Origin of the sequence: Crenothrix polyspora, from assembly GCF_900163755.1 — a bacterium.
Taxonomy (GTDB): domain Bacteria; phylum Pseudomonadota; class Gammaproteobacteria; order Methylococcales; family Methylomonadaceae; genus Crenothrix; species Crenothrix polyspora.
Genome location: NZ_FUKI01000123.1, coordinates 16,990 through 37,789, shown reverse-complemented (window position 1 = coordinate 37,789; position 20,800 = coordinate 16,990). Strand labels below are relative to the sequence as shown.

Here is a 20,800-nt window from a genome sequence, read left to right as displayed (position 1 = left end):
TCAGCCATGTTAGTTTTAAATCGGTAGATAGGGCGTGTTAACAACACACCCCATCTACAACTATCAACGCGGTATGGTTGATTTGATTTCAGGTGCTTCGGTAAAGGTATGGTAAGGCGGTGGCGATGGCAATGTCCATTCCAAGCCTTCCACGATACCACCACCGTATTGACGCGCACCATCCCAGACTTCGTTAGTGGCTTTTATACCCGTACCACCACGTATGCAATCGATAACAACATACAAAAACAGTAATTGGCTAACACCAAAAACAAATGCCCCAATACTGGAAATCATATTCCAGTCAGAGAACTGGATGGCGTAATCAGGGATACGGCGCGGCATACCGGCTAATCCCAAAAAGTGTTGGGGGAAAAACAGGACGTTAACGGAAATCGCCGATAACCAAAAATGCAGCTTGCCAATACGTTCGTTGTACATAAAGCCAGTCCATTTAGGTAGCCAAAAGTACGTAGCGGCAATAATCATAAAGATAGAGCCTGGCACTAATACGTAATGGAAATGCGCTACGATAAAATAGGTATCGTGATATTGGAAATCCAGCGGCGCTAACGCCATCATCATGCCGGTAAAACCACCGATGGTGAACAACACCACAAACCCCACCGAAAATAGCATCGGGGTTTCGAAGGTCATCGCACCCTCCCACATAGTGGCAATCCAGTTAAATACTTTTACAGCGGTTGGAATAGCAATCGCAATCGTTGCCCACATGAAGAATAGCTCACCACTGATCGGCATACCCACCGAAAACATGTGATGCGCCCATACGACAAACGATAAAAGGGCAATCATTATCGTTGCACCAACCATTGATAAATAGCCAAACAACGGTTTACGTGAAAATACCGGAATAATAGTAGAGGCAATACCAAAGGTAGGCAAAATCAAGATATACACTTCTGGATGACCAAAGAACCAGAAAATATGTTGATACAAAACAGGATCACCGCCGCCTGCGGCACTGAAAAAGCTGGTACCAAAAAATTTGTCGGTTAACAACATGGTCACCGCACCCGCAAATACCGGCATAACAGCAATCAGTAAGAAGGCAGTAATTAACCACGTCCACACAAAAATAGGCATTTGCCACAAAGACATGCCAGGCGCACGTAAATTAGTAATGGTAGCAATAATATTAATGGCACCCATAATTGACGAAATACCCAGCAAATGCACCGAAAAGATACCGAATGGCAGGGCTTCTTTGGTTTGCAATACCAGTGGTGGGTACATTGTCCAACCCGCACCTAAGCCATCACCCATAAACAAGGTGCTGAACAACAAGGTAATGCCGGCAACCAACATCCAAAAACTCATGTTGTTCATGCGGGGTAACGCCATGTCGGGCGCACCAATCATCATGGGAATCAGCCAGTTAGCAAGACCTACAAACGCTGGCATTACCGCACCGAAGATCATTACCAAGGCGTGCATGGTGGTCATATTATTAAAAAACGCCGGTTGCACTAACTGCAAGCCCGGTTGAAACAATTCGGCACGAATAATCATCGCCATCGCACCGCCGACAAAAAACATCACCAGCGAAAACAATAAATACAAGGTACCAATATCTTTATGGTTAGTGGTAACAACCCATCTCAGCCAGCCTTTGGCAGGGCCATGATGGTCATCACCGTGATGATCGTCATGATGATCATCGTGGTGGTGTTGCGGGGTGTTATGATCTTTAACCTCATAACCTTTAGCTGAAAAAGCGGACATAGTTTATACCTTTAAAATGTTTAATTGATAAATAAGCAAGCGCGTTATCACTCTGCGTCAGCTGGCAGCGCGGCGATCAGCGCCTGAATGTCTGCGGGCTGTTTAAAATCACCTGCTGAATTACCTAATTTATTACGCGTGTAAGCCAATACCGCTGCAAAATCAACCGCATTTAAGCTTTTGCCAAACGCAGGCATAGCGTTCTTGCCATTCAACATTAAATTGACTTGCGCATCAATTTTACCGGTTGCCACGGCACTGCTGGTTAAAGCCGGGAACATGGGTGGCATACCTTCACCCGTTGCTTGATGACAGCCGGCACACTCTTTGCCATAAATCACCTCACCTTTAGACACCAGTTCTTCCAGCGTTAATGTGGCACTGACATCTGCGTCCGCTGCTATTTCAGTTTTTTCATCGGTGCTTTTATCAGTGGAAGTTGATGCCGCACTGCCACCACCTGCGCGTATTTCTTGGATAGCACTGGGTAAAACAAGGGCTTGTTTCTGATTGCCGAAACGATCAGCGATGTAAGTCACTACGCCAGCCAGTTCAGGATCATCCAAATTTTTAGCAATATTGGCCATGGGGACTTTATTTAAAATAAACTGTGCCAATGCGCTCGTATCGCCAGCCACTTTACTGCTACCGTTTAAAGCCGGAGCGCCGCCACCTTCACCATTACGGCCATGACAGGCTGAACATTCTTCCACGTAAACCTGATTACCTTTCAGCAACAATGCTTCACGATCATCACAAGAATTCACGCCAGCATCACAAGGCGGTTTTGGAGGAACGGCCGAGCCATTTTGTTTGATCTGCACCCATTTGTCATAATCAGCCTGCTTTAAAGCGACGACTACAACCGGCATATAGCCATGACCCACACCACACAGCTCAGTACATTGGCCACGGTAAACACCGGCCACTTTAACGGATTTCCAGAAACCTTCACCAACTGGGTTTTTACTGTTTACCCAAGCGCTTTTATCAATATCAGCCCATGATTTTACCGACGAACAAATTTGCTTATCAGCCTCAGTCCATTGCTCTTTAGGGGCAGTAGTACATTTTTCAATATCTGAATCATCAGTGTTCATCCAGGGCGCATCTTCAACCCTAGCCCAAGCTTCGTTGGTATAGCCTGGATTAGCATCTTTTTTCCAACCAAAATCCGGCACCCACCAGCTGTGTATAACGTCTGCTGAGGTTAAGACATAACGGATTTTTTTCTTAATGGGAATGACTAACGGCTCAGTGACATTGAGCATGTAATTGGGTACATTCAATGGTTCAATGTCCTCATCTCTACTGGCATCGTCACTCTTTTTATCTAACTTACTGACAATCTTGATATCGTCAGCACCGTCTTTACCAAGAATCTTATATTCCCAATAAAACTGGTAGCCCGTAACTAGCACAGTCATGTCATAGTCATTACGGTCATTGCCCTCTTTATCTGCGTTATACATCTCACGCATAAGACTGGTTGCAAGCCACCCCATCACCACAATAATAATCGTTGGTATGCTGATCCAAATGACTTCAACCATCGTGTTATGGTAAAACTGTGCGGCTTTATGGCCTTTCGATTTACGGTGATGAAAAATCGAATAAAACATAACACCAAATACGGCTATGCCTATGACGACACAAATCCATAAAATCTGCATGTGCAAATCGTATACAGCGCGACTAAGCCATGTCGTGCCTTTCATCATATTGAGCGCGTAATCAGATGCTTGCGCTGTGCCAAGACTTAAAAACGTCAAGACCAGACTTGCAAACAGTTGCTTTGTTTTGTTCACGGAGCAAACCCCTCGTTAGTAGTTAGAAACTTTTGATGACGATGCTATTGTTGTTGGGCTGTAAAACGCACAGCAGAACACGGGAAGGAAGGCAAGTCTCTCAACAAATATCGTAAATTAAACTTTATATTTTAACTCATTACAGCAATCTATACCAGTCGAAGCCCATACCAAAATTAATGAAAAGCGGCTAAATCTGATAAATAGCTACGGAAATAATAGTAACAATAATCTAAAGTTGTAAGTAAAAGCATTATATGCTGGCTATAATAATTACTGTGTATCGTCTATTTCAATAAAATCAACATCATGTTATATCAATCCGCTTTCAAGCCTGCCTGGTGGTGCCGCAACGCGCACTTACAAACCCTTTATGCTGGGCTATTGCGAAAAACACCCAAACTTTCTCCTCTCAGAAGAGAGCGTCTCATGACAGTGGATAATGATTTTATCGACATCGACTGGTATGGCGAAAATCACCAGCCGCTAATCATTTTAATACACGGTTTGGCTGGCAGCGCACAATCAACTTATATTATGGGTTTGCAGCATGTGTTGTCACTGCAAGGTTTCCGTACTGTTGCGATAAATTTTCGCGGTTGCAGTGGCGTAGCCAATAATACAGCACGTTGCTACCATTCCGGTGAAACTGAGGACATTCATTTTCTCTATCAAACCTTGCGTACACGCGAACCTGATACAGTCATTGGTGCGGTTGGTTTTTCTTTAGGAGGTAATGTATTATTAAAATGGCTGGGCGAACAAGGTGATAAGTTGAATTTATTTGCTGCTGTGGCGGTATCTGTACCGCTATTATTAAATGTATGTGCCAGCAAACTTGATAACGGTTTTTCTAAAGTGTACTGTTTTAAACTATTGGATGAATTAAAACACTATGTCCGTAATAAACAGCAGCATTTAGAGCGCATTGGCCAAATGGCCGAAGCTCATAAAATTAAACAACTCGGTGATTTATCAAAAATACAGTCATTCTGGCAGTATGATGACTGTGTGGTTGCACCGTTACACGGCTTTAAAGATGTAAACGATTATTACCAACGTTCCAGTGCCAGGCAGTTTCTTAAATCTATCCGTATACCTACGTTGGTTATTCACGCAGTAGATGATCCCTTTATGACTTCAGAGGTTATACCCGATGTAGACGAGTTATCCGCCAGTGTACATTTAGAGGTGACTGATGCGGGTGGTCATGTAGGTTTTATCAGCGGTAATAATCCTTTTAAGCCGATTTATTGGTTGGATCAGCGCATTCCGGAATTTTTACTGGCACTCAAGGTGTGAATGACATGTTTAAATCCGTTATGATTGATAGTCTGTGATTTTTTAGCGTGAGAAAGTTTTTGGTTTCTCTCGCATTATGAATATTTTTTTGGGGGGCTGAATATTTACCTTGCTTGAGTATTTTATTGTTTAAGTAGGTTGTTTGGGTAGGCGTTGTTTATCCGGCCTACAAATTGGCTTAGCTGAGTTTTTTGTTTTATATCAGCATCTTGACAGGCACAGTTTATTTATCAATTACTGGTTAAATTGCTTTAATTATCTATACTTCAAGATGAATTCTACACGCGAATTTAATTTTTGTTTATTTTAAGGAGACGATAATGAAGAAGAATATATTACGTGGTCTTTTCATAGGAGGCTTGTTATCTTTAGCCTTGCCGGTGTTGGCGGTATCAACAACGCCAGAAAATCGGGCTGTTAATATCAGTGTTGCCAGTATTGGTGGTAAATTGGATGCCGCTGCGTTGCGTGCCGTTCGTCAGATTGTAGGCTACGGTATTGCCAGTGGCGCGGTGGATACTTTTACAATAACCAGCCCGAAGCCTGGCTCTGTGCCAAAAGAGGGTGGGGTTATCGCCTGTGCAGAAGCCGGTTTTAATGCGAATAGTTCAAAATTTAACGCGTTTATTCAAGATTTACGCACCATTAAGCCCAAAGTAGGTACGGTTTATACGGTTGCGCCCGTTGTCAGATGCTCGGTAAACGAGCCTGTCGTCGTTGATCCCATTATGTGTACTATGGAAGTTAAGCTATGTCCAGATGGTTCATCTGTTGGCAGAACTGGCGCATCCTGTCAGTTTGCACCCTGTCCAGAAATAAAGCCCAGCCAGGTAATCCCTACAGCATGCACTAAAGAAGCTCAATTATGCCCAGATGGTTCAGTTGTTGGTAGAACAGGGCCGTCGTGCAAATTTGCACCGTGCCCAACAGCTAAAAAGAAATAGATCAAAGTATTGTCATGCTTACGCGCGAGGCACTAATCCTGCAAGCGCGTCATCCAAGGCTCTTTACATACCGGATCAATATAAAATGCCAGCGCTTCCGGCTTATGCAATAAACTTTCTTCACCGGAAGCATTTGGATTTAACTGGCGCTTTTCTACAAAATCTACTAACCGGCGGGTGTTATAAATCAGCAACACCCGATTACCGTAATTACTGCTGTATACCTGATAGGCCACATTAGCTTCATTGAAGGCTGGATTTCTCTCCCGTAGCGTCACTAACAGATCCAGATTACCTTTGGCCATCATTTTAAATATCGAATCATCGCGGTATTCTATAAAAAATTTCATATAAGCCGCCAGCGAACCGGCTAATTGATGCGCTTGCAAAACACGAATTTCTTCATTTGAAAAAATAAAACTTTCGGCCACCAGATAATGCCAATTTTTATGGCTGTCATTAGCAAACAGTGAGATTTTATCTAACGCGCGATGCTGCAATGCACTTAAAAAAGTAGTGGGCGCACGCAAATGTTTATCTACCGTCACTACCCACGGTAATGCCCGACCCGTTTCTTTAAAACGCTTTTTAACACTGCTGATCACCGCCGAGCGTGGTAATTCATCTTCACGGCCTTCCGGCTTAACTAAAAACGCATCGACTGCTGTTACTTGGGTATGAAAGCCCGCCGCTTTAAATTGCTCAACAATATGGGCATAACGTGGTTTGTAAGGGATGCCTGTACCATCATACAAAATATTAATACGCTTTTCCCTGGCATAATCGGCGACCACACTGCGTAAACGTGTGGCAAACGGTTCTACGTACATATAATCATCACTGTGATGATTGGCCGCCGTTAATATTTGATAGAAATCACTGATTTTACGAAATTCATCCAGAGAGGCAATGACAAAATTATCGCTACATTGCGCCACGGCAATTTCTTCAACTGCTGTTTTCCCCGATCCCGCGCCGCCCATCGACATAAATAATTTAGGCTTTGCATCGGCGCTTTTGCCTTCAAAAATAGCGTGTTTAGAGGCGAGCAGTTTTTGGGTGATCTTACCCAGACGTTCGTAGGCAATTTCAACCGCGCGTTCTAAGCGCTCATCGTGTGCGGCCAGCAACATTTTTTGTTTCAGCGTTTCGTTATTGGCCAGTTCAAAAATCAGTGCATCATCGCCTTCACATTGTTTGAGCAAATCAATTAATTCTGCATGGCCTGGGGTTCGTAGCCCCGTTAACATATTCATATCCAGACAAAACAGCGGTGCAGCGCCATTTTGGGCAATGCTAATGCCATCAATATTTTGCTTGCCAGCTTGACGCAATGCCTCTGTGCCAGGCAAATAACCAATCACATGGGTTACTGCACTGAGCGGGTAGTCTGCGACATGTCGGCCTAAAATAAGCAGCTCTGTTTGAATACTGTTTATGGGAATCAAGCCGCCGGTCACTGACACCAGGCAATCTATCCCAGCGGTTGTTTTATGCGATAAAAATGGAATGCCCACCACAAATTTTTTGTTTTCTGGCCACCGCCCGTAACCATTGGCTTTGTTATGCAAGCTTTTGCTGCGGGTTGGATCAAGCGCATGTCTAAAGGCCAGCGCAACCGCTGCTGCGCTGCTGCTGACATGATGCAAAACCGTCGGATCGTCAGCGTCGAGCCTTCTAAAGTCAATGCCTTGTTCGTAGACACTTTTAAACGCGGGCAAGCTGCCGAGCGCCGTCATAAAAAAATCCAGCGTGATGCGATTACCGTAATTAAACGGTCTGACTAAACGCATTTTTTGGTAGAACACCGCCAGGCGTTCGGCAATATTTTCCGTCCAGATAGCAAAACCGTTATTATCGAAAATAGCAGTATCGCCGTTGGCGGCACCGTCTAACACCAGACACTCTATGGCTTCACGAAATTGCTGGCGTTTGCTAGGGTTAGGCATTGTGCCAGGTCGGTGCGTTACCGTGGCTTGTTCTTTCCAGTCGTAAAATAAATCGCGGTGAATTCTAGAGAATAGCCCCGTTAAATAGGTGACACGCTTGGCTTGGTCTTGCGTCACCGTGTCTTCAATTTCTTGCTTAAGCGTAGACGACAAACGTGTCGCTTGTGCTATCGCTAATGCGATACGCAATTTTTTTAATTGCGTGTAACCTTGAATAAGATGACTCGTTTTGTTCATAACCTGGCGGGTATTACAGTGTGTTATTGGGGATAGGCGGATGATTTTCGTTCGATACTGAAAAAATACAACGCCGGTGGCACGTAGATACTGATTAGGCGATTTTCACGAAAAAATATCCCGCATAAAACCTGTGCGGCCACAAAAAACACGAAAAAGAGTTTTATATTTTGTATCCTCTGTGTCTTTTGTGGACAATGCTTTTGGTAGGTTTATTAATGCAGTTATCAAATCCATCTACTGCGTGTCATCCGTGTTGTATTGAAGGGTGATAAGCGCTTAAAGCGGCAAATTGTTTTCTGTGGTTTTGTCTTGCTTAGCGGCTTTAGGCGCGTCATCATTGCCATCAAAACCAAACACCCCGATGATTTTTTCCCACACGGTTTTTTCAATATCACGCCTAGGCACATCCACTGTGGTTTCTACCGTGGTTTTAAAGGCCGGTGCTTTGCCGGGTTTAAAATCACCTTGGATGCTGGTTATTTTTTCTTCATCATCAAACAGTAAAGTGATTTTTTTTTGTTGACGATCTTCGCCGTTACGCTGCTCTGAATACACATAATCCCAGCGATTTTGATGGAAAGTATCTATTAACATAGGCGATCCTAAAATATACAGCACTTGCCGTTTAGTCATTCTAGGCTGTAATTGATCAACCATAGCTTGGTCGATAATATTACCTTGTTGAATATCAATAGTGTAGACCGGCAGATAACTTAAGACCGTTGAACACGCGGTCAGCGTCAAGCTGGCGGACACACTTAAAAAACACAGCGATTTTCTCATCTGGAGCGAGGCATAATTTTAAAAACTAAAATCATACAGGATGTTAATCGATAATCCTATAAAACTGTCACGACCTTAGTGTTCAAAAAAGGCTACAATGTAGCCATGCTACAACCCTAACAGCCCCGTTAGCTATTTTAGGCTACTCGCTTAAAACCGAACACGATACAAAGCTTAACCGTTTGCCCTGAGCCTGCCGAAGGCTGGGTGGTTAAGCAATAACGGCTCAACATCACCACGAACGGCTTAGCCTAAAACTGTCCCGCTTTAGTGGGGAGTGCCATTTTATAACAGGAGACGATTTTGGAAACGCATGATTTAAAAAATGCAGGCTTAAAAGTCACGCTGCCGCGCGTCAAGATTCTACAGATTCTGGAAAACGACAATACCGACCGCCATTTAACCGCTGAAAATATCTATAAAATCCTGTTGGCAGAAGACGGCGATATAGGTCTTGCCACCGTGTACCGTGTGTTAACGCAATTTGAAGCGGCAGGGCTGGTAACACGCCATCATTTTGAGGGCGGTAATTCAATCTTCGAATTGGCAAAAGGTCATCATCATGACCATATCGTCTGCATAAAATGTGGCAAAGTCGACGAATTTACCGATGAAATTATTGAAAATCGTCAAAAAGAAATTGCTGAAAAATTAAACTACCAACTCACTGATCACAGCTTGTATTTGTATGGTTTTTGCCCGCAGTGTCACAAAAACTGATTCTTCCTCACTGGCGTAAATCTCATGTTTAAACCCCTTATTTTTTATATTGGCTTGCGTTATACCCGCGCCAAACGCCGCACACAGTTTATTTCGTTTGTGACTTTGGCCTCTGTTATGGGTATTGCATTGAGTGTCACCGCCTTGATTACTGTATTGTCGGTTATGAATGGCTTTGTTGATGAAATCAGTAAAAGCATGTTAAAAATGACCGCACACGCCACCATTACCGGCAATTATGGCCAATTGGATGACTGGCACGCATTAGATGAAAAACTGGTTGGGTTTCCACACCTTGAAGGTACTGCGCCTTTCGTGAACGGGCAGGTGATGATTAATGCCGACCGACGCGTTAGCGGCACAGTCATCAGTGGTATTTTGCCGGACAATGAAAGCAAAGTCTCCGAAGTGGCTGCCAATATGAAACAAGGCAAATTAGCCGATTTAGTCGCAGGCCAATACGGTATTGTACTGGGCGAAGAGCTTGCTACTTATTTGGGCGTAGCGACTGGCGATAAGCTCACGGTCATCAGTCCGCAGGTTAATTCCACGCCCGCAGGTGTTGTGCCACGCATGCGTCGCTTTACCGTGGTTGGTGTGTTTAAAGTTGGCGTGTACGAATACGACCGTAATATGGCGATGATCCACATGGATGATGCGGCTAAATTATTCCGATTGGAAAATGCGGTGTCTGGCTTACGCATTAAATTTGATAATTTATTAAACGCACCACAAATTACCGTAGCCTTAGCCAATGCCCTACAAGATAACTATCAAGTGGGTGATTGGACGAAAGCCAACGCTAATTTCTTTTTAGCCATTAAAATGGAAAAACGCGTGATGTCAATCATCTTGTTGTTGATGGTGGCGGTCGCGGCTTTTAATATTGTTTCCACGTTAATTATGGTGGTCACCGACAAACGCGCAGATATCGCTATTTTAAAAACCCAAGGCCTCACTTCGGCATCGGTAATGGGAATTTTTATGGTGTTAGGTACTATTATCGGCGTTATCGGTACGGTTTTAGGCACTATTGGTGGCGTAGTGCTGGCGCTGAATGTACCCGCGATTGTTCACAACATTGAAGAAACCTTCCACATAAAATTTTTGAACGCACAAATCTATACCATTAGCGAATTGCCTTCACAATTGATTTGGACCGATGTGTATGTTATTGCGGGGATGGCATTTTTATTGTCACTGATAGCGACTATTTACCCTGCTTGGCAAGCGGCAAAAATCAACCCTGCTGAGGTACTGCGTTATGAATAAGCCCAGTATTTTGCAATGCAAACAACTCACCATGCGTTACGACCAAGGGGGCTTGGATGTTTCTGTACTGAGAGGCGTGAATTTAACCATTAGCGTGGGTGAGCGGGTGGCAATTATGGGGGCATCCGGTTCTGGCAAAAGCACCTTATTGCATTTACTCGGTGGTTTAGAAAAGCCCAGTAGTGGAGAGGTGATACTGGATGGCGTTAACATTAACATGGTGAATGCCAGCAAATTGGCTAAGTTACGCAACCGTTCGTTGGGTTTTATTTATCAGTCGCACCATTTGCTGGCCGAATTTACCGTGCTAGAAAATGTTGCCATGCCGTTGTTGATTGCTAATTTGTCGATACAAGAAGCTAAAGATCGGGCGGTTGAATTATTAAAACGGGTTGGTTTAGGCCATCGTATTGAACACAAGCCAGGCGAATTGTCCGGTGGGGAGCGCCAACGCGCTGCTGTCGCCAGAGCGTTAATTAACAAACCTAAATGCGTGTTAGCCGATGAACCTACTGGTAATTTAGACAGTAAAACTGCCGAACAGGTGTATCAGTTGATGTTAGAGTTAAATCAGGAGCTGAACGTCAGTTTTTTGGTAGTAACACACGATTACGCCCTGGCAGAAAAAATAGGCACGGTATTGCGTATGGAAGATGGGGTTATTGTTAGTTGAAAACTAGCGTACCGTGTACAGTAATTTGAATGCAGACCTGTCTTTTTTAAGCTCTGACAGGTCTAATCTTTGCGTAACATCGTGCTATTTGCCTAATTTAAAATGCAATAATTAAACGTTTTTTGGCAACACATCCTGCACAATATCCAGTTTTTTCCATTCCGGTACAGGGCTTACGCAGCCGTGCTTAGGTAGATACTCGGATTGCTCAATTTTTTTATAGCGGTGTATGTATCTTGGGCAATTGATGAATAAATTTCGTACGCTCACACGAATAATATAACGTGCCTCCGCATATTCGCTGAGTAGCGGATCATCAATAACCACACTCGCTGTGCCATGTAATCGTAGCCGCTGTGGATTTTCAAAATCCATAAACAATAAACCGACTTCATGATTTTTAGCAATATTACCGGCGGTTAAAAACATACCATTGCCATCGTAATCTGGAAAAGCGATAGTTTTGCTATCAATAACCCGTATAAATCCGCTATCACCGCCTTTGTAAGATACGGTTGGTCTGCCTTGATCATCTACTGTACTGATAAAAAACATATCACGCGATGTTATAAACTCGCGCTCTGTCTGAGTTATTTCGTCATGCACAATAATTTGATCAAGGCGATCTGCTAATTTGCGTGAGTCGAATTGATCTTGTAATTGTCGATGGCCATTGTGGTATATATCGCTCATGTTTTTATGCCCCTATAAAATATTCAAAAAGACAAAAATATGCTCAATCTCCTATATTTCTGTGCGTTTTCCACTAAGCTTTTAAAGCTAACAATATCTGTTCTCATTGTATTTGTCGACGGTTTTGTGATTTATGGTTCGATACTTACCTCGAACCGTTTTTATTAAAATTGTCCTAATTAAAGTTGTTATTTTTAGCAAATAAGTACACCAGTGCTGCATTAATTGAAGACTATTTTTACATCATACTTTTGGAAAAATCATGACATTACCCATGCAGCGCCCAACCCCTGCCTTTATCGGCGCATCCTGGATAGCTTTGTGTATTGGTATTCTGACTTATCTTGTTGGGCTTTGGAATGCGGAGATATTGCTTAATGAAAAAGGCTTTTACTTCACAATTCTAATGTATGGTCTGTTTTCGGCGGTTTCTTTACAAAAATCAGTGCGGGATCAGTTAGAAGATATACAAGTCACTCGCATTTATTTTAATTTATGTTGGTTTTCATTGCTGTTGTCGGTTTTTTTATTGGCTTTAGGCTTATGGAATGCGTCACTTGCTACAAGCGAAAAAGGTTTTTACGCTATGTCTTTTATTCTCAGCTTGTTTGCGGCAGTTGCTGTGCAAAAAAATGTTAGAGATGTTAGTTTGCCAATGAATGAGGGATTGCCTGAAAACAGATTTACCGAAAATCACGATCGTCCAGCAGATACGTTGTAATAGTAATCTCACCCCAATCTACACGTTGTCAAAAAATTTTTTGTAACGCATTAAAAATTATTAAACCCCATCGTGTAAGTGTAGCACCTTGTTTTTTAAAGGACTGATGGATAATGAACCTTTAAAATATTTGGCACTCCAAGCAAAGGAGTGCTAGTATTATAATAACGTTTTTCACATTGAGGATGATCATGACAAGTGCATTGGCTTTACCTGTTAATTTGTCGGTTGGGACGTTTGACGCGTATTTAAATCTGGTCAGGCAGATGCCAAAATTAACCGCTGAACAAGAGCGGGAATTGACGATAAAATTCAGGGATCATGGTGATTTAGAAGCTGCGCGTCAATTGGTAATGACCAATTTACGTTTTGTAGTCCATGTTGCCAGAGGCTATAGTGGCTATGGTTTATCTTTGCCTGATATTATTCAGGAAGGCAATGTGGGTTTAATGAAAGCCGTTAAACGTTTTGATCCTGACATGGGGGTGCGTTTAGTGTCGTTTGCAGTGCATTGGATTAAAGCCGAAATTCATGAATACGTTATTAAAAATTGGGGTATTGTTAAAGTTGCCACTACTAAAGCGCAGCGCAAGCTGTTTTTTAATTTACGTAAATTTAAGCATGATTTAGGTTGGCTATCGCACGACGAAGCAACGACTATCGCGCATGATCTGGATGTTGATGTCAGCGTTGTCTATGAAATGGAAAAACGCTTAGGCAGCATGGACGTGTCTTTTGATATGCCAGCAGATGACAGCTCTGATGAAAACTATAACGCGCCGGTTAATTTTCTTCAACAACATAACGCAGACCCAGCCGAATTACTGGAAGCTGTAGACTGGGAAGGCCATGAACAATCTATGCTAAGTAAGGCATTGGCCAAGCTGGATGAGCGTAGTTTGGATATTTTGTCTAGCCGTTGGTTAGCTGATGAAAAAGCCACGTTGCATGAATTGGCTGCCCGTTACAATGTTTCCGCTGAAAGAATTCGGCAGCTAGAACAAAATGCTATGAAAAAGCTACGCCATGCTGTTGTACTTGAGGCGTAGTTTTTATTAATATTTCAATCGCATTACGATCACACAGCACAGCAATCTCCGCACATAACAAAATAACCAGCCTGTTAGGTTTAAAAAATCTAACAGGCTTGCGCTTTATTAATTCCTAATAAAATCTGTGTAAATCCATCTTAAATATCATCCGCGCTGTACGTTATTGCATTGCGCATATAATTTATTGATTATTAAAGCCAGCAACGAAGCGAGATATTTATGTCTGAATTTTTATCAAAAATTGCTATTTTATTGTTTTTTTGATAAATTCTGTAAAAAATAATAAAATTTAAGGTGTTTATTATACTTAAATTCTGGTTGTTTAACATGGGCTTATTGGTTCCGTTATTTTATGGATGACGCATGGTGCTTTAAATTCTTTGGTTTGAGTGTGAACCAAGCCTGTTGAAAAACGACAGTTTAATTTATATTTTTACAGGAAAACCTTCAGCAATGATAAATAAAAAACAGTTAACACACGCTTTGTATTTAAGTGGCATTACATTATTGTCTTTAAATACGCCTGTACAGGCAGACAGTAATCGTCTTCAATGGGAGAGCAATAAACACTTTTATCAACGATTTGATCAGCCGTTAACGTGGCTGGCCGCACAAGCTAGATGCCAACTCACTGATGGGCATTTGGTGACAATTACCTCTGATCCAGAGCGTGATTTTATTAATAATAATATGTATAAAAATAGTGCCTTTTGGATTGGTGCGTCTGATGTTGCTGTAAATGGAAGATTTAATTGGGTTACCGGTGAAAAATGGGGTTATCAAAATTTTGCCACTGGTTTTCGCAATATTAAAAATGCGGATTATTTATGGGCTACCACTTATGAGTGGGGCGCTAATGCAAAGGATGGTATTAATAGTTATGTTTGTGAATGGAGTAATCATAACTATGTTGATATTGCCAGTGTCCCTGATTTTAACGGCAATGGTGCTAAAGAAATTGCGGTTATGTATGTCGATTATATTACTCAAAAACACGTCGTTAAGATCCGTGATTCTAAAACAGGTGCGGTTTTAAGTACTCTAACGTTTAAATCGGGTTTACGAGCGCCACTCGGTCTTGTTGTCATTGACGATATAAACGGTAATCGTGTACCAGAAATTGGTGCGTTGTATTCTCAAATTGGTGCGTTATACTCTGAATTTGGGCAGCCATCGATCAATATTAAAGATGCTAAAAATGATAAAGTGTATTTGAAATCATTGAGCTTTTTAAATTCAAGCTTTGCGCCAAAAGAAGTGATGGTCTCGCCTGATACCAATGGTAATCGCGCCAGTGAAATCACTGTATTGGGTATTGGTAAGGCAGATAATATGCCCAGAGCAGAAACCCGTGACAGTAAAAGCGGTGCTGTATTGAGCAGTATGCGGTTTTAACCAGATGAGCGAAAAATCCGCTCTCTTTAGGTCGGGGATGGATAGCGACCCATATGGCAATAGGCTGAACCCCAAAAGGGTTTAGCCTCGGCTTCTCTTTGTTACTATGGAAACCGCTAGCAGAGGACGCTTAGGAACGTGCATGAAATAACTTGAGCACGTTTATGCTTCGACAAGCTCAGCACGAACGGAAGTGGAGTTTAAGTTGTTCAACTTATTTCATGCACATTTCTTAGGCTCGCTCTATGACGGTACTCAGTAAACATAAAGGCTTCAAAATCATTCTCAGTGAAAACCAAGCGCCCCGTGTGAAGTCTTGAATAACCGATTAAAAAGTAAAATACCTCGAAGGCTTTCCGGGGTTAGTCTGTGAAGTGAACGGTGCAGTAATATTGTCAGCAGCAGAAACCAGCAAGTAGTAGTGATACACGCTTGCTCCTTAGCAATATCCTCGTTCCCCTTAGGCGAGGAGGATGTCGGAACCTGGTTCCGGTCGCCAAGAAAATCACAGCGTTGGCCAATAACTAAGTCTTAAGCGGTGCTATAATCGACATACACGCTAATCCTTAGAGCGCTTATAAACATAGCTAATATTACGCCTGTGAGTGTAACGGTAAAGCTGTTTTAGTAAGCCGTTTAATCCAAGCCCATTAATGAAAAGTCTTTATCCTGAAATTCCAGCCTACCATAGTTTTTTTCTTGAAACCGGCAGCAAGCATTCCGTTTATGTAGAACAAAGCGGCAATCCTAATGGCTTTCCCGTTATATTTTTACACGGCGGGCCTTGTTCAGGTACTAAGCCAGATCATAGGCGGTTTTTTAATCCGGATTATTATCAGATCATACTTTTTGACCAGCGTGGCTGCGGCCAGTCCGTGCCATTTGGTGAGCTGGAAGCTAATACCACCCAAGATTTAATTGATGATATGGAACGTATCCGCGAGCGGCTCAATATAGAACAGTGGCTCGTATTTGGCGGTTCTTGGGGCGCGGCGTTAGCGTTATTGTATGCACAGCAACATACGCATCGGGTCAGTGCATTGGTTATTCGTGCCGTGTTTTTAGCGCGTCTGCAAGATATGGACTGGTTTATCAAAAACGGTGTCCGGCTTATTTATCCCGAACAATGGCAGCGACTGATATCTTGTATACCTGAGGTGGCACGGGCTAATCCCTTGCAAGGTTTGTGTGATGTATTATGGGGCGATGATGAAATTGCCGTAAGACGGGCGGCACGAGAATGGATGGCCTGGGGTGGTCAGGTGGCGTTAGGCAATGCTTACCAAGACAGTGCTCATGATAGTCATGTGACAGATAAAATGGTGCAGCAAGTGCGTATGGAATTGCATTATGCTAAAAATCACTATTTTATTAAAGACAATCGAATATTAGAGCAGAGCTATAAATTGTCTACTGTTTCAACTATCATCATTCATGGGCGACAAGATTTAGTGTGCCCCATAGAAGCGGGCTTAGCGCTGCATCAAGCCATGCCCCACGCTGGCTATGTTGTATTGCCTAATGCGGGGCATATTGCTCAAGGCGACGATATGATTAATGCGTTGGTTGACGCAACGGATAATTACGTTAAAATTAATTAACGGTGTTTTGACGGTTGTTGTTGAATTACGCTGGATTATAGCGATAATGTTGCCTGTTTTACCGGCATTGGTGGGATTTAAGAGAAATTAACATGAGTTTAAAATGGCAAAAGAAACATCAAAATTAAGTGATAATACCAGCACCCAAAATGCAGAACCCGATCAGGACATAGATGATATTTTTGAAGACGGTGAATATGCTGTGTCAGAGGTTATTGAAAAAGAAGCGTTAAAGACCGATGCGCGTAGAAGGATTGAGATATACTGGGAAAAGAAACAATTAAAAGATCAGTTTGATGATTTTGATGAGTCGGAGTTTGGTTTTTAGACAATGGTTTTGTATTAAATTATAAAGCCAGTGCTTTTTAAGGTGAATAGAAACAGCAGCACTGTCATTGTATTTACCTGTTTTACAGTCCCGATAGCTCAGTAGGATAGAGCGGTCCCCTCCTAAGGGACAGGCCGGTGGTTCGATTCCGCCTCGGGACGCCATTTAGTTAAGTCGTTATAGCTTAACGGCTATCATATTAGCAAAGTTAAACCACCTAAAATACGTGTCGATACGACCAAAGCCGGCACGTTCCAGCAACGTATAGTTTTCATCCAGACGGTAGGGAATGAGTATATTTTCCAATGCTTCGCGTTTACGTTGATTCTCAGTATCGCTGTAGCCGCCGCGCTCTGTTTTATACTGCAAGTAGTGTTCTATATACAGGCGATTTAATACCGCATCGCTACTGAGTATTTTTTCCGACAGCAGTAATATGCCCCCAGGTTTTAGTGCATTGAAAATGGTTTTCAATACGCTTTCGCGGTCGATAGGGCGGACGAATTGTAATGTCCAATTCAGAATAGCGACGTTACAGGTGGGTAAGTCTTGCAGATTATTAAGATCGGCAATACACAGCGATACTGTTTGGGCACTTATCAACTTGTCGAGTTTAGCCCGTGCCTTATCGAGCATGGCTTCAGAATTATCGTAGCCGATGAGTTTAATATCACTTGGGCATTTAGGGTGTTGTGTAATGTGTTCTAAGGTCGTGCCGGTCGAGCAACCAAAATCGCACACCACAGCTGAATTTTCCGGTAAAAAATCGACAATCAAATCCGATTGGAGCCGTTGAATTTCGTTATAAAATGGCACGCTGCGCGATACCATGTCATCAAAAACGTTGGCGACACGTTCGTCAAAGGTAAAGTCTTCAGCGTGTTGTGTTTTTTGAAATAGAGTGTCGTGGTCGGTCATGCAAGATGGAATGATTTGTGGGGTTAATCGGCTAGCGAAAACCCAGTAGTGTAAGGTTATTGATGTCTGTTTGGTTTAGTCAGCCAAATTATGCGTCAAAGCGAATGATATAGAAATGCCAACAGTACCTTAATTTAAGCGAAAGATTCTCCAAAAAATCATAGGGACTTAAAATAAATTTATATTATTAACTTGTAAATCAACGGGATCTTCAATGAATAGCTTGCAGGAAAAAATAAATCAAGAAATTAATGCATTACCTTTAAATTCACAAAAAGAAGTGCTTGATTTTGTAATGTTTCTTAAGAAATCAGTCAACACAGAAACTGATAGCGATTATCTATCAAAAAATCCAGATATTAAGCAGGCAATTATTGATGGCTTAAATACACCGCTTAATGAATGCTCTGACCAATTGGATTGGTGAGGTAATAGAACGCGAGCAAGCCATAAAAATTATATGATGTGGACGCATTATGAGTAGTTAAAAGACAAAGTACGCTAATATTCTGAGAGAGAAGCCAGCAATTGACCGTTAACAATTATCGCTGCAAATATAATGGCACTAACGCTTAGCACGAAAAAAATCCTTCAGTAAAGCCGCACATTCGTCAGCTAAAATACCACCCTGCCATGTAATCTGATGATTTAAAAAACGGGCATCAGCAAGTGCTAGGGCGCTACAAACAGCGCCGCGTTTAGGGTCTGTTGCACCAAACACCAGGCGATTAACCCGTGCTTGGCTTAGCGCCCCCATGCACATCACGCACGGCTCTAACGTTACATACAGCGTGGTATCGATCAAACGATAATTGCCCAGCGCTACACCTGCACTACGTAAGGCAACAATTTCTGCATGGGCGCTGGGGTCATGTAGGCTAATCGATGCGTTCCAGCCCTCCGCAATACACCTGTTTTCCTTGACTAAAACTGCTCCTACCGGCACTTCGCCTTGTTGCTCAGCATGTTGCGCCAGGCGTATCGCATAACGCATCCAGGCTTCATCGCCGGTGACGTTTACTCCCATTCAATAGTAGCAGGTGGTTTACCGGAAATATCATAGGTAACGCGGGATATACCTGCCACTTCGTTGATAATACGTCTGGAAATCAAATCCAGAAATTCATAAGGCAAATGCGCCCAGCGAGCGGTCATAAAATCAATGGTTTCCACGGCACGGATGGCAATCACATAATCGTAGCGGCGGCCATCGCCCATCACGCCAACCGACTTAACCGGCAAAAATACCGCAAACGCCTGGCTGACTTTATCGTATAAATCGTGGCGATACAGTTCTTCTATGAAAATGGCATCGGCTTTGCGTAATAAATCGGCAAAGTCTTTTTTTACTTCACCCAAGATGCGCACGCCCAAACCAGGGCCTGGAAACGGATGACGGAACACCATATCAGCCGGTAAGCCTAATTCCAATCCTAGCTTGCGAACTTCATCCTTAAACAAATCGCGCAACGGTTCGACCAGTTTTAAAGTCATATTTTCCGGTAAACCGCCGACATTATGATGCGATTTAATTAAATGCGCCTTGCCGCTTTTAGAGCCTGCCGATTCAATTACGTCTGGGTAAATGGTGCCTTGTGCCAGCCATTTGGCATTGTTGAGTTTACCGGCTTCCTCGTCAAAAATATCAATGAACAAACCGCCGATGATCTTGCGTTTTTGTTCGGGATCGGTAACGCCTTGCAAAGCGTGTAAGTAGCGTTGTTCGGCATCCACGCGAATTACTTTAACCCCCATGTGCTGGGCAAAAGTGGCCATGACTTGGTCGCCTTCGTGCAAACGCAGCAAACCGGTATCGACAAATACGCAAGTGAGTTGCTCGCCGATGGCTTTATGCAGTAAAGCTGCCACGACGGAAGAATCTACACCACCAGATAATCCCAAAATGACGTGATCTGTACCAACTTTGGCTTGCACGGCTTTAATGCTGTCTTCAGCAATGTGGTTGGTGGTCCACAGGGCATCGCAGCCACAAATATCCAGTACAAAACGCGACAAGATGCGCGTACCCTGATGGGTGTGGGTGACTTCAGGGTGGAATTGCAGCCCATAAAAATTGCGTTCCTCGTAGGCGATGCCAGCAATCGGTGCGCCATCGGAGCTTGCTATCAGCTTAAAACCGTCGGGCAACTGAGTTACCCGGTCGCCGTGGCTCATCCATACATCCAGTAGGCCAAAGCCTTCGGGTGATAAATGGTCTTCTATGCCGGTAAGTAATTTGGAATGTCCACGCGCCCTAATTTGTGCGTAACCAAATTCTCGATGATGGGATGTTTCAACTTTGCCGCCCAGTTGTTCGGTCATGGTTTGCATGCCGTAACAAATGCCTAACACGGGAATACCCAGCTCAAAGACGTTTTGCGGGGCGCGGGGTGTGTCATCACCGGTCACAGAATCTGGGCCGCCGGATAAGATAATGCCTTTGGGCGCGAAGTTGTTGATATCTTCGGCGTTGGCATCGTAAGAATAGATTTCGCAGTACACACCGATTTCTCGGATACGGCGGGCGATTAACTGGGTGTATTGTGAGCCAAAATCCAGGATCAGGATTTTATGCTCATGGATATTTAGGTTGTGTTGGTTCACGATAACTTTGTTAGCAAGGGAAAGGCGAAAAATAACGATTCAGGGCTGGTG

19 protein-coding genes and 1 tRNA gene are annotated in these 20,800 nt (G+C 43.0%); 12 read left to right on the top strand and 8 right to left on the bottom strand.

Annotated features, from left to right (window positions below; all coding sequences use genetic code 11):
• Positions 1–63 precede the first annotated feature (63 nt).
• Both ctaD and CRENPOLYSF2_RS10975 read right to left on the bottom strand, forming a co-directional pair.
• Positions 64–1,746 (bottom strand): cytochrome c oxidase subunit I, encoded by a 1,683-nt coding sequence (gene ctaD / locus CRENPOLYSF2_RS10980; RefSeq protein ID WP_087143991.1) that lies wholly within the window; start codon positions 1,744–1,746, stop codon positions 64–66.
• 47 nt (positions 1,747–1,793) lie between these two features.
• Entirely contained in the window at positions 1,794–3,554 is a 1,761-nt protein-coding gene (locus CRENPOLYSF2_RS10975) for a cytochrome c oxidase subunit II (RefSeq protein WP_087143990.1), read from the bottom strand.
• A gap of 309 nt (positions 3,555–3,863) precedes the next feature.
• Here CRENPOLYSF2_RS10975 and CRENPOLYSF2_RS10970 point away from each other — a divergent pair, with 309 nt between their 5' ends.
• Both CRENPOLYSF2_RS10970 and CRENPOLYSF2_RS18845 read left to right on the top strand, forming a co-directional pair.
• Entirely contained in the window at positions 3,864–4,856 is a 993-nt protein-coding gene (locus CRENPOLYSF2_RS10970; protein ID WP_087143989.1) for a hydrolase, read from the top strand.
• A gap of 320 nt (positions 4,857–5,176) precedes the next feature.
• Positions 5,177–5,800, top strand: a complete 624-nt coding sequence (locus CRENPOLYSF2_RS18845; RefSeq protein WP_176371105.1) for a hypothetical protein — start codon at positions 5,177–5,179, stop codon at positions 5,798–5,800.
• A gap of 32 nt (positions 5,801–5,832) precedes the next feature.
• On the opposite strand, the gene CRENPOLYSF2_RS10960 is transcribed toward CRENPOLYSF2_RS18845, so the two are convergent.
• Together CRENPOLYSF2_RS10960 and CRENPOLYSF2_RS10955 are read right to left on the bottom strand one after the other, a co-directional pair.
• Positions 5,833–7,986: a zeta toxin family protein gene (locus CRENPOLYSF2_RS10960; protein ID WP_087143988.1), complete on the bottom strand. Its 2,154-nt coding sequence runs from the start codon at positions 7,984–7,986 to the stop codon at positions 5,833–5,835.
• A gap of 279 nt (positions 7,987–8,265) precedes the next feature.
• A complete protein-coding gene (locus CRENPOLYSF2_RS10955) occupies positions 8,266–8,772 on the bottom strand; it encodes an outer membrane protein assembly factor BamE (protein ID WP_087143987.1) in 507 nt (168 codons plus the stop codon).
• Between the two features lie 303 nt (positions 8,773–9,075).
• Here CRENPOLYSF2_RS10955 and fur point away from each other — a divergent pair, with 303 nt between their 5' ends.
• Genes fur through lolD form a run of 3 tightly spaced genes read left to right on the top strand, consistent with a single transcriptional unit; the run spans position 9,076 to position 11,437 of the window.
• Positions 9,076–9,492, top strand: a complete 417-nt coding sequence (gene fur / locus CRENPOLYSF2_RS10950) for a ferric iron uptake transcriptional regulator (RefSeq protein WP_087143986.1) — start codon at positions 9,076–9,078, stop codon at positions 9,490–9,492.
• Positions 9,493–9,516: 24 nt separating this feature from the next.
• Positions 9,517–10,764: a lipoprotein-releasing ABC transporter permease subunit gene (locus tag CRENPOLYSF2_RS10945; RefSeq protein WP_087143985.1), complete on the top strand. Its 1,248-nt coding sequence runs from the start codon at positions 9,517–9,519 to the stop codon at positions 10,762–10,764.
• Positions 10,757–11,437 carry a lipoprotein-releasing ABC transporter ATP-binding protein LolD gene (gene lolD, locus CRENPOLYSF2_RS10940; RefSeq protein WP_087143984.1) on the top strand — a complete coding sequence of 227 codons (681 nt, stop codon included), beginning with the start codon at positions 10,757–10,759 and terminating at the stop codon, positions 11,435–11,437. The genes CRENPOLYSF2_RS10945 and lolD overlap by 8 nt, the downstream gene beginning before the upstream one ends.
• Before the next feature lie 111 nt (positions 11,438–11,548).
• Here the strand turns inward: lolD and CRENPOLYSF2_RS10935 are convergent, their stop codons facing one another.
• Positions 11,549–12,130, bottom strand: coding sequence for a pyridoxamine 5'-phosphate oxidase family protein (locus tag CRENPOLYSF2_RS10935; protein WP_087143983.1), 582 nt, complete (start codon positions 12,128–12,130; stop codon positions 11,549–11,551).
• A 262-nt stretch (positions 12,131–12,392) separates the two neighbouring features.
• On the opposite strand from CRENPOLYSF2_RS10935, the gene yiaA reads away from it, so the two are divergent.
• The 6 genes from yiaA (at position 12,393) to CRENPOLYSF2_RS10905 (ending at position 17,391) form a co-directional block, all read left to right on the top strand.
• On the top strand, positions 12,393–12,851 hold the full coding sequence (yiaA, locus tag CRENPOLYSF2_RS10930) for an inner membrane protein YiaA (RefSeq protein ID WP_087143982.1): 459 nt from the start codon (positions 12,393–12,395) through the stop codon (positions 12,849–12,851).
• A gap of 191 nt (positions 12,852–13,042) precedes the next feature.
• Positions 13,043–13,900, top strand: a complete 858-nt coding sequence (gene rpoH, locus CRENPOLYSF2_RS10925; RefSeq protein ID WP_087144010.1) for an RNA polymerase sigma factor RpoH — start codon at positions 13,043–13,045, stop codon at positions 13,898–13,900.
• 456 nt (positions 13,901–14,356) lie between these two features.
• Positions 14,357–15,298, top strand: a complete 942-nt coding sequence (locus tag CRENPOLYSF2_RS10920; RefSeq protein WP_087143981.1) for a C-type lectin domain-containing protein — start codon at positions 14,357–14,359, stop codon at positions 15,296–15,298.
• A gap of 653 nt (positions 15,299–15,951) precedes the next feature.
• The gene (pip, locus tag CRENPOLYSF2_RS10915) at positions 15,952–16,899 is read left to right on the top strand and encodes a prolyl aminopeptidase (RefSeq protein ID WP_087143980.1); all 948 of its coding nucleotides are present in this window, start codon (positions 15,952–15,954) and stop codon (positions 16,897–16,899) included.
• Between the two features lie 103 nt (positions 16,900–17,002).
• On the top strand, positions 17,003–17,227 hold the full coding sequence (locus tag CRENPOLYSF2_RS10910) for a PA3496 family putative envelope integrity protein (protein ID WP_087143979.1): 225 nt from the start codon (positions 17,003–17,005) through the stop codon (positions 17,225–17,227).
• An 87-nt stretch (positions 17,228–17,314) separates the two neighbouring features.
• Positions 17,315–17,391 (top strand) — tRNA-Arg (locus CRENPOLYSF2_RS10905).
• A 13-nt stretch (positions 17,392–17,404) separates the two neighbouring features.
• Here CRENPOLYSF2_RS10905 and cmoA read toward each other — a convergent pair.
• A complete protein-coding gene (gene cmoA, locus CRENPOLYSF2_RS10900) occupies positions 17,405–18,145 on the bottom strand; it encodes a carboxy-S-adenosyl-L-methionine synthase CmoA (protein ID WP_087143978.1) in 741 nt (246 codons plus the stop codon).
• Positions 18,146–18,359: 214 nt separating this feature from the next.
• Here cmoA and CRENPOLYSF2_RS10895 point away from each other — a divergent pair, with 214 nt between their 5' ends.
• Entirely contained in the window at positions 18,360–18,572 is a 213-nt protein-coding gene (locus CRENPOLYSF2_RS10895; RefSeq protein ID WP_087143977.1) for a hypothetical protein, read from the top strand.
• 138 nt (positions 18,573–18,710) lie between these two features.
• Here CRENPOLYSF2_RS10895 and tadA read toward each other — a convergent pair whose 3' ends face one another.
• Both tadA and guaA read right to left on the bottom strand, forming a co-directional pair.
• Positions 18,711–19,172, bottom strand: a complete 462-nt coding sequence (gene tadA, locus CRENPOLYSF2_RS10890) for a tRNA adenosine(34) deaminase TadA (protein ID WP_087143976.1) — start codon at positions 19,170–19,172, stop codon at positions 18,711–18,713.
• Complete coding sequence (gene guaA / locus CRENPOLYSF2_RS10885) at positions 19,163–20,749, bottom strand: glutamine-hydrolyzing GMP synthase (RefSeq protein ID WP_087143975.1); 1,587 nt, start codon at positions 20,747–20,749, stop codon at positions 19,163–19,165. Before guaA ends, tadA begins: the two co-directional genes overlap by 10 nt.
• Between the last annotated feature and the right edge of the window lie 51 nt (positions 20,750–20,800).